This is a genomic window from Geodermatophilus nigrescens (genome assembly GCF_900129495.1).
Lineage (GTDB): Bacteria > Actinomycetota > Actinomycetes > Mycobacteriales > Geodermatophilaceae > Geodermatophilus > Geodermatophilus nigrescens.
Genome location: NZ_FQVX01000002.1, coordinates 150,857 through 164,054 on the forward strand (window position 1 = coordinate 150,857; position 13,198 = coordinate 164,054).

Annotated in this window: 12 protein-coding genes; 5 read left to right on the forward strand and 7 right to left on the reverse strand. The window is 76.0% G+C overall.

From position 1 onward, the window contains the following. Nucleotides 1-6 precede the first annotated feature (6 nt). From BUE37_RS08270 to cydC, 4 genes are read left to right on the forward strand one after another with little or no spacing between them, the layout of a single operon-like run. Nucleotides 7-1,431 (forward strand): cytochrome ubiquinol oxidase subunit I, encoded by a 1,425-nt coding sequence (locus BUE37_RS08270; RefSeq protein ID WP_073419768.1) that lies wholly within the window; start codon nt 7-9, stop codon nt 1,429-1,431. A gap of 2 nt (nt 1,432-1,433) precedes the next feature. Further along, nucleotides 1,434-2,468, forward strand: coding sequence for a cytochrome d ubiquinol oxidase subunit II (cydB, locus tag BUE37_RS08275; RefSeq protein WP_073419769.1), 1,035 nt, complete (start codon nt 1,434-1,436; stop codon nt 2,466-2,468). A 10-nt stretch (nt 2,469-2,478) separates the two neighbouring features. After that, nucleotides 2,479-4,140 (forward strand): thiol reductant ABC exporter subunit CydD, encoded by a 1,662-nt coding sequence (gene cydD / locus BUE37_RS08280; RefSeq protein ID WP_083628495.1) that lies wholly within the window; start codon nt 2,479-2,481, stop codon nt 4,138-4,140. Then, nucleotides 4,137-5,768 carry a thiol reductant ABC exporter subunit CydC gene (cydC, locus tag BUE37_RS08285; protein WP_073419770.1) on the forward strand — a complete coding sequence of 544 codons (1,632 nt, stop codon included), beginning with the start codon at nt 4,137-4,139 and terminating at the stop codon, nt 5,766-5,768. Before cydD ends, cydC begins: the two co-directional genes overlap by 4 nt. On the opposite strand, the gene BUE37_RS08290 is transcribed toward cydC, so the two are convergent. The 5 genes from BUE37_RS08290 to BUE37_RS08310 form a co-directional block, all read right to left on the reverse strand. Beyond that, nucleotides 5,758-7,071, reverse strand: coding sequence for an alpha-amylase family glycosyl hydrolase (locus tag BUE37_RS08290; protein WP_073419771.1), 1,314 nt, complete (start codon nt 7,069-7,071; stop codon nt 5,758-5,760). The genes cydC and BUE37_RS08290 overlap by 11 nt on opposite strands. Before the next feature lie 61 nt (nt 7,072-7,132). Beyond that, nucleotides 7,133-7,978, reverse strand: a complete 846-nt coding sequence (locus BUE37_RS08295) for an ABC transporter permease (protein WP_073419772.1) — start codon at nt 7,976-7,978, stop codon at nt 7,133-7,135. Next, entirely contained in the window at nt 7,975-8,871 is an 897-nt protein-coding gene (locus BUE37_RS08300) for an ABC transporter ATP-binding protein (RefSeq protein ID WP_245794443.1), read from the reverse strand. Before BUE37_RS08300 ends, BUE37_RS08295 begins: the two co-directional genes overlap by 4 nt. Before the next feature lie 68 nt (nt 8,872-8,939). Continuing rightward, a complete protein-coding gene (locus BUE37_RS08305; protein ID WP_073419773.1) occupies nt 8,940-10,067 on the reverse strand; it encodes a hypothetical protein in 1,128 nt (375 codons plus the stop codon). After that, nucleotides 10,051-10,563 carry an RNA polymerase sigma factor gene (locus BUE37_RS08310; RefSeq protein WP_217651188.1) on the reverse strand — a complete coding sequence of 171 codons (513 nt, stop codon included), beginning with the start codon at nt 10,561-10,563 and terminating at the stop codon, nt 10,051-10,053. The genes BUE37_RS08305 and BUE37_RS08310 overlap by 17 nt, the downstream gene beginning before the upstream one ends. A 207-nt stretch (nt 10,564-10,770) precedes the next feature. Here BUE37_RS08310 and BUE37_RS08315 point away from each other — a divergent pair, with 207 nt between their 5' ends. Next, complete coding sequence (locus tag BUE37_RS08315) at nt 10,771-10,980, forward strand: dodecin (protein WP_073420648.1); 210 nt, start codon at nt 10,771-10,773, stop codon at nt 10,978-10,980. Nucleotides 10,981-10,984: 4 nt separating this feature from the next. Here the strand turns inward: BUE37_RS08315 and BUE37_RS08320 are convergent, their stop codons facing one another. After that, nucleotides 10,985-11,365, reverse strand: coding sequence for a hypothetical protein (locus tag BUE37_RS08320; RefSeq protein ID WP_073419774.1), 381 nt, complete (start codon nt 11,363-11,365; stop codon nt 10,985-10,987). Between the two features lie 28 nt (nt 11,366-11,393). After that, complete coding sequence (locus tag BUE37_RS08325; RefSeq protein ID WP_073419775.1) at nt 11,394-12,986, reverse strand: acyl-CoA synthetase; 1,593 nt, start codon at nt 12,984-12,986, stop codon at nt 11,394-11,396. Between the last annotated feature and the right edge of the window lie 212 nt (nt 12,987-13,198).

Below are 13,198 nucleotides of genomic sequence, written 5' to 3' on the forward strand. Positions count from 1 at the left end.
GCGCCCGTGGACGTGGTCGACCTCAGCCGGTTCCAGTTCGCCTCGACCAGCATCTTCCACTTCTTCTTCGTCTCGCTGACCGTGGGACTGGCCTTCCTCATCGCGGTCATGGAGACGATCGCCTACGTCCGCAAGGACCGGCGCGAGGTGTACGGCAAGGCCACCGGCTTCTTCGGCCACCTGTTCCTCATCAACTTCGCCGTCGGCGTCGTCACCGGGATCGTGCAGGAGTTCCAGTTCGGGATGAACTGGAGCGAGTACTCCGACTTCGTCGGCAACATCTTCGGCGTCCCGCTGGCGCTCGAGGTGCTGATGGCGTTCTTCCTCGAGAGCACCTTCATCGGGCTGTGGTGGTTCGGGAAGGACCGGCTCAAGCCGTGGATGCGCCTGGCCAGCATCTGGCTGGTCGCCATCGGCACCCAGATCAGCGCGTTCTGGATCGTGCTGGCCAACGCCTGGATGCACCACCCGGTCGGCTACGAGGTGGTCGACGGCCAGGCGCGGCTCACCGACTTCGGCGCCGTCGTCTTCAACTACAAGGCCTGGCTGTACTTCGCCCACGTCCAGGGCAGCGCCTGGGTGGTCGCCGCGTTCTTCGTCCTCGGCATCAGCGCCTTCCACCTGCTGCGCCGCCAGGACACCGACGTCTACTCCCGGTCGCTGCGCATCGGTCTGGTCTTCGCCGCCGTCGGCACCGTCTTCTCCGTGGTCAGCGGGCACACCGAGGCCCAGGTCGCCCGCGAGGACCAGCCGATGAAGTTCGCGGCGATGGAGGCGCAGTGGGAGACCTCGGAGTCACCCGCCCCGTGGTCGCTGGTCGCGCTCATCGACCAGGACGCCCGGGAGAACCGGTGGAGCATCGAGATCCCCTACGTGGGCTCGATCCTCGCCTACAACAGCCTCGAGGGCCGCTACGACGGCATCAACCAGATCGAGGAGCAGTACGACGCCGCCTACGGCGAGGACGACTACACCCCGCCGGTGGCCTGGGTGTACTGGTCCTTCCGGATCATGGTCGCCATCGGCTCGCTGCTGCTGGCGACGGCGTTCCTCGGCCTGTTCCTCTGGTGGCGGCGCAAGGGCGGCCTGGACACCACCCGCTGGTTCCTGCGCGCGCTGGTCTGGTTCATCCCGCTGCCGTGGATCGCCAACTTCACCGGCTGGATGGTCACCGAGATGGGCCGCCAGCCGTTCATGGTCTACGGCGAGCTCACCGTCGCCGAGGGCGTCAGCGCCAACACCGCCGGGGAGGTCCTCGCCGGCCTGGTCGGGCTGTGGGCGGTGTACCTCGCGCTGATCGGCCTGGACATCTACCTGCTCAGCGTCACCGCCCGGGCCGGCATCCACCGCAAGCCGGAGGCCCAGCTGGTCGCCGCGCCCGCGCCGGACTACGAGGACGCCGGCTTCCAGGGGTACGAGAGGCGGAACTGACGGTGGACCTCGTCACGCTCTGGTTCTGGCTCATCGCGCTGACGTTCACCCTCTACTTCTTCCTCGAGGGCTTCGACTTCGGCGTCGACATCCTGCGGCCGACGCTGGCCCGCACCGAGGCCGAGGAGCGCGCGCTCACCGGCACCATCGGCCCGTTCTGGGACGGCAACGAGGTGTGGGTCATCGCCGCCGCCGGGCTGATGTTCTCGACGTTCCCCGTCTGGTACGGCGCGGTGTTCAGCGGCATGTACCCGCTGTTCGTGCTCATCCTGCTGGCGCTGCTGCTGCGCGGGGTCTCCTTCGAGTACCGCAACCAGGTCGACAGCGCGCGCTGGCGGGCGTTCTGGGACTGGATGTCCTTCGGCGGCAGCGTCGTCCCCTCGTTCCTGTGGGGCGTGATCATGGCGAAGCTCATCGAGGGCCTGCCGGTGAACGCCGAGTCCCGCGTCGAGGGCGGGTTCGCCGCGATGTTCACCCCGTTCTCGCTGGTGGGCGGGGTGACGACGCTGCTGCTGTTCATGCTGCACGGGGCGAACTTCCTGCTCCTGCGGCTGCACACCGACACCGTGCTCTACAACAGGGCGCGCACCGCGGCGCTGCGCTGGGGCGCGCTGGCCACCGTGGCGATCGTGGCGTTCGTCGTCATGGGCTACGTGACCGAGGGCCTGTTCGAGAGCTTCGGCGTCGTGCCGTGGGTGTTCCCGGTGCTGGCGTTCCTCACCCTGGCCACCATCTGGCTGGCGCTGTCGCGGCGCCGCGACACCCTGGCGTTCACGATGAGCGGGCTGACCATCCTGTTCGCCACCGTCACGGTGTTCCTCGCCCTGTTCACCCGCGGCGAGGTGCTGCCCTCCACGCTCGACCCCGCCTACGGGCTCACGCTGCGGGAGTCGGCCAGCCAGCACTACACGCTGGTGCTGATGACCTGGGTGGGCGGGATCTTCCTGCCGCTGATCATCGGCTACCAGATCTGGAACTACTACGTGTTCCGGGAGCGGGTGCGGCCCGACGAGGGCGCCCTGACCCACGGCTACTGACGCGCCGCCCGTGAGCGACCCGAGCCCGACGCGGCGGCTGCTCGCCCTGCCCGGTCCTCGCCGGCTGCTGGCCGGCTGCGCGGCCGCGGGCGTGCTGACCTGGGCGCTGCTGGTCGTGCAGTGGGCGCTCGTGGCCGCCGTCGTCTCCCGGGTGGCCCTCGGCCGCGCGGCCCCGGCGGAGCTGACCGGCGCCCTGGCCGGCGTGCTCGCCGCCTGGTTGGCGCGCGCCGCGCTGCTCGGCCTGCGCGACCGCGCGGCCGCCCGCACCTCGGCCCGTGTGCGCCGGGAGCTGCGCGCCGCGCTGCTGCGCCGGCTGCTCGACCTCGGCCCCGCGCACGCCGCCGGCGAGCGCGCCGGTGAGCTGGCCACCACCGTCACCGAGGGCGTGGCGAAGCTCGACGGCGTCGTCGGCCGGCTGGCGCCGGGCGCCGCGGCCGCGGCGGTCGTCCCGCCGCTGGTCGCGGTCACCGTCCTCGTGCTCGACCCGGCCAGCGGCGGCCTGCTGCTGCTCACCGGCCCGCTGCTGGTGTTCTTCCTGTGGCTCACCGGCACCTTCGCCGCGCGGGCCGCCCGCTCGTCGTGGGAGACCCTCGGCCGGCTCGGCGCGGTGCTGGCCGACACCGTGCGCGTGCTGCCGACGCTGGTCGCGCACGGCCGGGCGCGGGGCAGCACCCGGTGGCTCGCCGGCGTGAGCGAGGCGCACCGCGCGGGCACGATGCGGCTGCTGCGCACCGCCTTCCTGTCCGGCTTCGTGCTCGAGTTCGGCGCGGTGCTGTGCACGGCGCTGGTGGCCGTCACCGTCGGCGTGCGGCTGTTCGAGGGCGACCTGCAGCTCGAGCGGGCGCTGCTGGTGCTGCTGCTCACCCCCGAGTTCTTCGCGCCGCTGCGGGCCCTGGGCGCCGACCGGCACGCGAGCCTGGAGGGCCGCCCGGCCGCCGAGCGCGTGTTCGCGCTGCTCGACACCCCGGCGCCGCCCCGCGGCACCCGCCCCGCGCCCGCCGGTGTCCCGGCGCTGGCGCTGCGCGGCGTCACCGTCCGGTACGGCACCCGCACCGCGCTCGACGGCGTCGACCTGGACCTGCCGCCGGGCTCCCGCACCGCGCTCGTCGGGCCCAGCGGCGCCGGCAAGACCACGCTGGTGCGGCTGCTGCTCGGCCTCGCGCAGCCCGACGCCGGCACCGTGCTGGTCGACGGCGTCCCGCTCGCCGAGCTCGACCCCGCGGCCTGGCGCGCCCGCGTGGCGTACGTCCCCGAGCGGCCGTGGCTGCTGCCGGGCACCGTCGCCGACAACGTGCGGCTCGGCCGCCCCGGTGCCTCCGACGCCGACGTCGCCCGGGCGCTCGACCGGGCCGGGCTCACCGCCCTCGTGCGCGGCCTGCCCCGGGGCGCGGACACCCCGCTGGGGGAGGACGGGGCGCGGCTGTCCGGCGGCGAGCGGGTCCGGCTGGCGATCGCCCGCGCCCTCGTCGCCGACGCCGCGCTGCTCGTGCTCGACGAGCCGACCGGCCAGCTCGACGCCGCCACCGAGCAGCAGGTGCTCGCCGCCCTCGACGAGCTCGCGCGCGGCCGCACCCTGGTCACCGTCACGCACCGCGCCGCCCCGCTGGCCCTGCACGACCGCGTGGTCGGCCTCGACGGCGGGCGGCTGCGGGAGCCGGCGGTGCCCGGGTGAGGGAGGTCCTGGCGCTGGTCCGCGGGCCCCGCGCCGGCCTGGCCGTCGTCCTCGGCGCGCTCACCGTCCTCGCCGGGGCGGCGCTGCTGGCCACCTCCGGCGCGCTCATCACCGGGGCGGCGCAGCGCCCCCGCACCCTGCTGGTGCTCATGCCGCTGATCACCGGCGTGCGGCTGTTCGGCGTCGCGCGGGCGGCGCTGCGCTACGCCGAGCGGCTGGTCACCCACGACGTCACGCTGCGGGCGGTCGCCGCGGTGCGCGAGCGCGTGCTCGAGCGCCTCGTGCCGCTGGCGCCCGCGGCCCTCGTCGGGGTCCGCGGCGGGGAGCTGCTGGCCCGGGTGCGCGCCGACGTCGACGAGCTGCAGGGCGTCGTCGTCCGGCTGGTCGCGCCGGCCGGCGTCGCCGTGCTGGCCGGCGGGGCCGCCGTCACGCTCACCGCCCTGGTGTCCCCGCCCACCGCGGCCGTCCTCGCGGGACTGCTACTCGTGCTCGGGGTCGCCGTCCCGGCGGCCGCCGCGCGGGCCGGGCGCCGCGCCGCCGTGGCCGCCGCCCGGGCCGACGCCGACGTCACCGCCGACACCCTCGACCTGGTCCGGGGCCTGACCGACCACCTCACCGCCGACGGCGGGGCGACCGCCCTCCGCGCGCTCGACGGGCACCTGCAGCGGCAGGAGGAGGCCGAGCGGGCGGCCGCGCGGCTGGCCGCCGTCACCACCCTGTGCCGGGAGGGCGTCCCCGGCCTCGGCCTGGTGGCGGCGCTGTGGATCGTCGGGCAGGACGTCGCCCGCGGGGACACCGGCGCGCCGCTCCTGGCCGCCTGCGCGCTCGGCGTGCTCGGCGCCTTCGAGGCGGTCGGCGGCCTGGGCGCCGCCTGGAGCGCGGCCGGCGGCATCACGGCGGCCGCGCGGCGGGTGGCCGAGCTGGGGAACCGCCGTCCGGCGGTGGCCGACCCGCTGGACCCGCTGCCCCCGCCGGCCGGCTCCGTCCTGCGCCTCGAGGACGTGACCGTGGTCCACCCGGGCGCGCCCGCCCCGGTCCTCGCCGGGCTGGACCTCGACCTCCCCGCGGGTGCGAAGGTCGCGCTCACCGGGCCGAGCGGGGCGGGCAAGAGCACGGTGCTGGCGCTGGCCGCCCGCGTCCGCGACCCCGACGCCGGCCGGGTCACCCTCGGCGGCACCGACCTGCGCCGGCTCCCGCTCGACGGCGTCCGGTCGCGGGTGCTGTGGAGCGCGCAGGAACCGCAGGTGCTCGGCAGCACCCTGGCGGCCAACCTGCGCCTCGGCCGGCAGGACGCGACCGACGACGAGCTGCGCGCCGTCCTCGCCGACCTCGGGCTGGGGGCGCTCGCGGTGTCGCCGGGTCTGGGCGGCTGGGTGGGCGAGGGCGGGTCGCGGCTGTCGGCGGGGGAGCGGGCCCGGGTGGCGCTGGCGCGCGTGCTGCTGAGCCCGGCGGACGTGCTGCTGCTGGACGAGCCCACCGCGCACCTCGACCCGGCCACCGCGGAGCGGGTGCTCGGCCTGCTGGCCCGCGACCCGCGGGCCGTGCTGCTGGTCACGCACGACGTGGCCACCCTCGACGACCGCTGGCGGATCGTCGGGCTCGGCGCGCCCGCGCCGCTCAGCCGGTGAGCACCGCCCAGCCGTGCGGCGGCAGCTCGACGGCGTCGCGCCGGACCGTGGCGGCCCCGGCGAGGACCGTCCCCGCGCGGGGCGCGGGCACGCGGGCCGCGGCGTCGCCGAGGTTGAGCGCCACCAGCAGCCGCTGCCCGTCGCCGGCGACCGCGTAGACCAGCTGCTCGTTGGCCACGTGCACCTGCTCGGACGCGGCGGTGTGCAGCCAGCGGTGCCGGCGGCGCAGCCCGATGAGTTCCTGGTGCACGGCGAACGTCGGGGCGCCGAGCGGGGACAGCCCGGTGGGGTCGGCCGGGAACGGCGGCCGGACGGCGTCGTCGCCCCCGGCGCGGTGCTCCTTGACGCCGGTGAACGCGTGGTCGTCGCCGGCCCACACCGCCGGGGTGCCGCCCACGGTGAACAGCACCGCCAGCGCGTGCGGCAGGTGCCGCGGGTCGCCGACGGCGCTGGCGATGCGGGTGACGTCGTGGTTGCCCACGAAGGTCCACGGGACGAAGGAGCGCAGGAACTCCCCGTGCCGCTGCAGCGACCAGGCCAGCTCGAACAGGTTGCGCTCGGCGAGCCCGTGCCAGACCGCCTGCCACAGCTCGTACTGGGTGACCGAGTCCAGCCCGCCCTCGGCGACGATCCGCGGGTAGTCGCCGTGGATGACCTCGCCGACGACGTAGGCGCCGGGGTGCGCGGCGCGCACGGCGGGCAGCACCCGCGCCCAGAACGACGGCGGCACGGCGTAGGCGGCGTCCAGGCGCCACCCGTCGGCGCCGCGGTCGAGCCAGTGCGTCATCACCCGGGTGACCAGGTCGGCGACGGCGGGGGAGGAGTGGTCGAGCTCGACGAGGATGTCGTGGCCCTCGAAGACGTCGGCGCGCGGCGCGGTGCCCGGCGTCCAGCCCTCCGGCCAGGACAGCCGGAACAGCTCCGCCGTCGGGGCGCCTGGGCCCTGCTCGACCACGGCGCGGAAGGCGGGGTGCTCGCGACCGACGTGGTTGAACACCCCGTCGAGCAGCACCCGGATGCCCCGCTCGCGGGCCGCGGCGAACAGCGCGTCGACGTCGGCGTCGTCGCCCAGGCGCGGGTCGACCCGGAAGTGGTCGACGGTGTCGTAGCCGTGGGTGGAGCTGGCCGCGATCGGCCCCAGGGCCAGGCCGTTGCAGCCGAGGGCGAGCAGGTGGTCCAGCCACCGCTGCAGGTGCGGCAGCCGGTGCCGGACCTCCCCGGGCGGCAGGGCCTCCCGCTCGGCGCCGGTGAAGGACAGGGGGTGCACCTGCCACCAGATCGCGTCGGACGCCCAGGTCGGCACGGGTCCCCTCTCGCTCGCGCGCGACCGGCCGGCCGCCGGGACAGTCTCCCCGGCGGCCGCCTCAGACGTCGCGGCGGCCGAAGGACAGCGCGGCCAGCCCGCCGATCAGCACCAGCCAGACGGCCACCCACACCAGGTAGCCGCCGCTGAGCGGGGCGATCGCCAGGAACGGCGATCCCTCGAAGCCGGCCGCGGCCAGCGACGTCGTGTCCTGGAAGGCGTGCATGGCCCCGCGCCACAGCCCGTCGGTGGGCAGCAGCATCCGCGAGACCTCGCCGACCCGCGCCACGCCGTCGTTGCCGATCAGCTCGCCGACGCTGCCGACGACCCCGGCCACCCAGGTCGCGCCGAACAGGCCGACGGCGACGATGCCCGAGGCCATCGGGGAGACGGCGGTGGCCAGCAGCAGCGCCAGCGTCATGAGCACCGTCGTCTGCGCGGCGAGCAGCAGCAGCCCGACCACCGGGTCCGGCGGCCAGAAGCCCACCGCCCAGTACACGACGGCGAACTGCGCGAGCCCCGCGGCGAACACGTACCCGGTGCCGAAGGCGACCAGCCCGAGCCACTTGCCGGCGAGCACGGTGGCGCGGCGCACCGGCCGGGCCAGGATCGACAGCGCCTGCCCCGACTCGACCTCCCCGGACAGCGTCGGCCCGGCGAGGAAGGCGGTGCCCAGCGCCGCGATGAGGCTGTAGCCGAACATCACCAGGTTGAGCAGCTGGGAGGCGAACAGCCGGGCCTCGCCGCTGGTGAGCGCGCCGAACTCCGGGTCGACCGTGGCGAGCTTGGCGAAGCCCCACGCCGACAGGCCCAGCAGCGCGAGGGTGAGCAGGCCCAGGGCCCGCAGCACCTTGCGGCGGGCGGCCTCGCGCAGGGTGAGGCCCGCGAAGGTGAGCGCCGTGCTCATGCGTGCTCCTCCCGCAGGATGCCGAGCAGCCGCTCCTCGAGGCTGATCCGCACCGGCTCGACGGCGTGCACCCGCACGCCCAGGCCCACCAGGTCGGCCACCAGCGCGGGCACGACGGCGTCCTCCTCGCCGGCCGGCAGCGCCACGGTGACCTCGCGGCCGGTGCGGGTGACCGCGCCGACCGCCGCCATGCGTGCCTCCGCGGCGGGGGTGAGCCCATCCAGGCGTAGCCGCAGCTCGCGCTGGCCGAGCAGCTCGGCGAGCGTGCCGGAGGCGGCGACCCGACCGCGGTCGAGGATCACCACTCGGTCGCAGACCCGCTCCACCTCGCCGATCAGGTGCGAGTTGAGCAGCACGGCCACGCCGCGCTCGCGCAGGTCGAGCACCACGTCGCGGACGTCGACCCGGCCCAGCGGGTCCAGCGCGCTGGTGGGCTCGTCGAGGACCACCAGCTCCGGGCGGGCCACCAGCGCGACGGCCAGGCCGAGGCGCTGCTGCATGCCCTTGGAGAACCCGCCCACCCGGTCGCCGCTGCGCGCGGCCAGCCCGACCCGGGCCAGCACGTCGGCCTGCTCGGCGGCCGGCACCCGCGCCCCGGACAGGCGCACGTGCAGCGTGAGCACCTCGGCGGCGGTCAGCCACGGCTGGTAGCGGAAGAGCTCGGGCAGGTACCCGACCCGCTCGCGGGCGCGCGGGTCGCGGCCGGGGCGCCCGAGCAGCAGCACCTCGCCGTCGTCGGGCCGCACCAGGCCGAGCAGCATCTTGATGACGCTGGTCTTGCCGGCGCCGTTGGGGCCGAGCAGGCCGACCACCTCGCCGCGGCCGACGCTGAAGGAGACGCCGTCGACGGCGGTGCGCTTCCCGTACCGCTTGCGCAGCCCCGAGCACCACACCGCCGGGGACGGCGGCAGCTGCTCGAGCAGCGCTGCGGCGTCCCCGGCGGCGGCGGTGCGACCGGCGGTCAGCCGAGGTCCCGGGCGACGGCGAGGACCTCGTCCTCGGACAGCGACCCGGCCACGCCGGTGACCACGCCGTCCTCGACCCAGACGACGCCGTGCAGGGTGCCGTCGCGGGTGGCGAGCACCGTGGCCTCGGTGCCGTCGACGTCGGCGGTGGAGACGGTGGCGAGCTCGGCCGGGACCGGCAGCGGCAGCGTGGTCCCGTCGCCGGTGAAGGTGCGCAGCTGGGCGGCGAGCTCGTCGGGCAGGCCCGGCAGGCCGAGCAGGTAGTCCCGCGCGGTCTCGAACGGGACGCCGGACGAGTAGGCGACCGGCGCGGTGACCCGGCCGACCACCAGCGCCGGCACCCCGCGGGCCTCCGACCACACGGCGGCGACGCCGGGGCCGGCCTCGAGCCGGAAGGTGGCGCCGTCGAGCCCGGCCGGGGGCGGCGGCAGCGTCTCGCCGGCCGCCGCGGCGGCCTGCGCGGCCCGGTCGGCGGAGAAGGTGAACTCCGCGACCGCCCGGCCGCCGACGGTCCAGGCCGGCTCCCCGGTGACCCCGGTGGGCAGCTCGGCGACCTCCGGGGCCTCGAGGCCGGTGGCGTCCTCCGCGGCGGCGGCGTCGGCCACCTCGCGCACGTCGGGCTCGGACACGAACGTCACGTCGCCGTAGGCGGTGAGGTCGGGCAGGCCGACCAGGTCGGTGGTGCTCACCGGGACGGCGGCCACCTCCTCGGTGCGGAACACCTGCAGCCAGTCGGCGGCGGCTGCGGCACCGGCGCCGCCGAGGACGACGACCACGCCCATGGCGGCGACGACGGGGCTGCGCAGCGCGCCGCGCCAGCGGCTCGCCCGGGCCGGCGCGGGGGCCGGGACCAGGGCCGGGCGGGCCTGCGCGGCGACGGCGGCCGACAGCCGGTGCCAGGCGGCGTCGGTGCCGGCGGCCCCGGTGGTGCCGGCGAGGGTGAGGGCGGCGGGGGACAGGGCGGCCCCGACGGCGTCGGCGTCGGCGCGGGCCCGGGCGAGGCCGGCCAGGCAGACGTCGCAGCCGGCGACGTGCGCGCGGTCGGCGTCGGCCACGCCGGCCGGCTCGTCGACGAGGCGGCGCAGCGTGCCGTCGGTCGGGTGGCGGTCAGCGAACAGGCGCATGAGAGGTCAACTCCTCGCGAAGGGCGGACTCGGCGCGTCGGACGGTGGTGCCGACGCTGCCGGGGGACAGGCCGAGGGCGGCGGCGACGTCGGCGTAGCTCAGGCCGCTGTGCCGCAGCACCAGGGCCACGGCCTGCTTGCGCGGCAGCCGGGCGAGGGCGGCGCGGACGCGGCCGGACTCCTCGCGTGAGACGACGGTGTCGGCGACGTCGGGGGCGGACAGGGGACCGTCGGCGGCCGCCTCCTCCCGGGCGGCGCGGCGGCGGCCCGAGCGGAGGTGGTTGAGGGCGGTGTGGGCGGCGGCGACGGCGAGCCAGCCGGGCGCCTCGGCGGCGGGCACCGCCGAGCGGGCGAAGGACAGGAACACCTCCTGGGCGACGTCCTCCGCCTCGTCCCGCGAGCCGAGCACCCGGGCCGCGACGGAGACGACCGCCGGGTAGCCGGTGCGGAAGACCTGCTCCAGGTCGGCCCGGACGGCGCCCGGCGCTCCTGCCACGGCTGCGTCCCCCCGCCTGCCTCGCTCCCGCACGGCGCCCCGTACCGACGCGGTCCGGAGGGCGGCGGCCGGTGCCTGCCTCACGACGTCCACATCCCTACAGCACCGCCGGCGCCGCGGATGTGACACGCCGCCCGGACGGGAGCACGAGGCGACAGGATGGGCGGGCGTCCCGGCGCCCGCCGGGCCCGGGTCCAGGAGGTCGCCGTGAGCAACCACGTCTACCGGCTCAGCGAGATCGTCGGCAGCAGCCCCGCCGGCGTCGACGACGCCATCCGCACCGGCATCGCCAAGGCGGCGCAGACGGTGCGCAACGTCGAGTGGTTCGAGGTCACCCAGGTGCGGGGCCAGGTCGTCGACGGCGAGGTCGCCTACTTCCAGGTCGCGATGAAGATCGGCTTCCGCGTGGAGGACTGACGGCTCAGCGGGGGTCGAACGGCACCACCGCGTCGGGCCGGACCGGGATCGGGTTGGGCCACTGCGAGGCGGTGCCGGTGATGGGCTGCGCGTCGGTGACGACGCTGTGCGGCGTGCCCGGATAGACGGCCAGCACGCGGGCCGGGTCGGTCAGCGTCTCGGTGTGCTCGACGAGCTCCCCCCGGCGGAGGAACGACGTCGTCCGCTCCCCGCGCAGCTCCGCGCCCACCTCGGCCACCCAGCGCGCGCCCTCGTGGATCCAGGTGACGGAACGGACCCGCTCGCCCGGCGGGGCGGGCTCGACCCCGGCGAACTCCGCGAGGGCCTCGTAGAGCCGCTCGGCCTGGTCGTCGTCGGTGGCGCGGGGGAGGAAGAACGTCGGCACGCCGGCATCCTCCCCGGCGCCACCGACATCACCCGTCCGCGAGCCCGGCGTAGGTGGTGCGCAGCTCGCGCTTGAGGATCTTGCCGCTGGCGTTCTTCGGCAGCGCGTCGGCGAGCGCCACGTGCCGCGGCGTCTTGAACCCGGCCAGCCGCTCCCGGCAGAAGGCGACCAGCTCGCCGGGGTCGACCGGCTGCCCGTCCCGGGGGACGACGACGGCGGTGACCGCCTCGATCCAGCGCGGGTGCGGGATGCCGAAGACGGCGACCTCGGCGACGGCCGGGTGCTGGTAGAGCACCTCCTCGACCTCGCGGCTGGCCACGTTCTCCCCGCCGGTCTTGATGACGTCCTTCTTGCGGTCGACGACGGTGACGTAGCCGTCGGCGTCCATGACGCCGAGGTCGCCGCTGTGGAACCAGCCGTCGCGGAACGCCTCGGCGGTCTTCTCCGGGTCGTTCCAGTAGCCGGCCGTGGCGTGCGGGCTGCGGTGCACGATCTCGCCCTCGACGCCGGGCCCGACCGGCTGCCCGAGGTCGTCGACCAGGCGGGTCTCGCCGTTGAGGCAGGCGGTGCCGGCGGAGCCCGGCTTGCGCAGCTGGTCCTCCGGGGACAGGACGAGCGCCAGCGCCGACATCTCGGTCTGCCCGTAGAAGTTGAACAGCGCCATCCCCGGCAGCCGGCGGGACAGCTCCTCCACGGTGGCCACCGGCATGATCGAGGCGCCGTAGTAGCCCTTGGCCAGCGACGACAGGTCGCGCCGGTCGAAGTCGGGGTGCCGCAGCAGGCCGATCCACACCGTCGGCGGGCAGAACAGGCTGGTGATCCGCTCCCGCTCGATGGTCTCCAGCACGCGGGCGGGGTCGGGCGCGTCGAGGACGACGTTGGTGCCGCCGAGGTAGAGCGCCGGCATGAGGAACACGTGCTGGGCGGCGACGTGGAACAGCGGCAGCGCGTGCAGGGCGACGTCGTCGGGGGAGTAGCGGCCGTCGACGATGCAGCTGACGTACTGGGTGACCAGGCTGCGGCTGGTCATCATCACGCCCTTGGGCCGCGACTCGGTGCCGCTGGTGTACATCAGCTGCAGCACCTCGTCGTCGGCGACGGGGACGTCGACGGGAGTGGCGTCCCCGTGCGCGGCCCACGCCTCGTAGGGCTCCCACCCCTCGGGCGCGCCGCCCCCGCCGCCGAGCACGCCGCGCAGCACGACGTCGCCGTCGCGGCCGGACAGGGCCAGCGCCTCCTGCGCCACCGGGAGCAGGGCGGCCTCGGCGACGACGCCGGTGGCCCCGGAGTGCTCGAGGATGTAGGCGACCTCGCCGGCCTGGAGCATGAAGTTGACCGGGACGGCGATCGCGCCGAGGCGGGCGAGGGCGAAGGTGAGCACCACGTAGCCGTCCTCGTTGTGCGACAGCAGCGCCACCCGGTCGCCCCTCGCCACGCCGCGGGCGGTGAGGGCGTTCGCGGTCCGGTCGACGACGGTGTCGAGCTCGGCGTAGGTGTGGGAGCGGTCGCGGAAGCGCAGCGCCGTGCGGCCCGGTGCGCGGGCGGCGGAGCGGCGCAGCAGGTCGGCGAGGGCGTGCCGGCGCGCCCTCGTGGTGGTCGCGGTGAGCTGCTCGTCGAACACTGGGGGCTCCTCCGCCGCCGTCGGTCCCGGGACCCGCCGGGTGTAGCAGCAGCGGACACCCGGCGTCGAGGGAGCCGACGGCCCTGACACGGGCGCGGACTCCGGGCAATGTCGCCGGCCGCCGCATCACCGGCCCCGGATGTGGTGCCACGGCACACTCCGGCGCGATCCCCAGAGGAACTGGTCGGAGCCGTATCACCGACAGGTCACAG